Here is a 558-nt window from a genome sequence, read left to right as displayed (position 1 = left end):
CACCGAAATAACGGCTGTCACAGCAGTCAACGTAAACCACACCCCTTTTGAGCTGAGGAGTTGATCAACATTGACCTCTGGATTCGTTTCCAAACGTAATACGTGCCAAGCAACCAAGATGCCCAACAAGGCGCCCAGTAACATATCAAGAATAAACGCAGAACCTAGGAAGAACTTGCACAGCATGACTATTAGCGTAATAGCCGCCATCAACACCGTGGTACTGTTAAATCCAAAGCTGTGCGTTCTTTGGAACAAAAATGTCAACACACAGAACCAAACCGCAATAGGCAAGCTTGGAAAACTAAAGCCGTAACTGTTTGGAAGTTCCGCCATAGGCACGTACACATGCGGCCTTGGTAGAGAAAATCCCTGCTGTGCCACCAAAACCATTAAAGATGTCGCGGTAATGGCGAAGAACAGTCGGTACACAAAGCGACTATCAAAGCGCATCATGACGAACGGGAATAAAAACAGCAAAATAGTTGGCGTCGTCAGCTCCATCACTACACTTGCAAACTCGTACGCGGCTTTGTAACTGTTGTCTGAAAGCTCACC

1 pseudogene is annotated in these 558 nt (G+C 46.6%); it reads right to left on the bottom strand.

Annotated features, from left to right (window positions below):
* Nucleotides 1–558, bottom strand: a pseudogene (locus tag R7Q48_RS29900) (phosphatase PAP2 family protein); the annotation flags it as partial.

Source organism: Vibrio sp. 378 (assembly GCF_033339435.1).
This window is presented reverse-complemented; position numbering and strand designations above follow the sequence as displayed.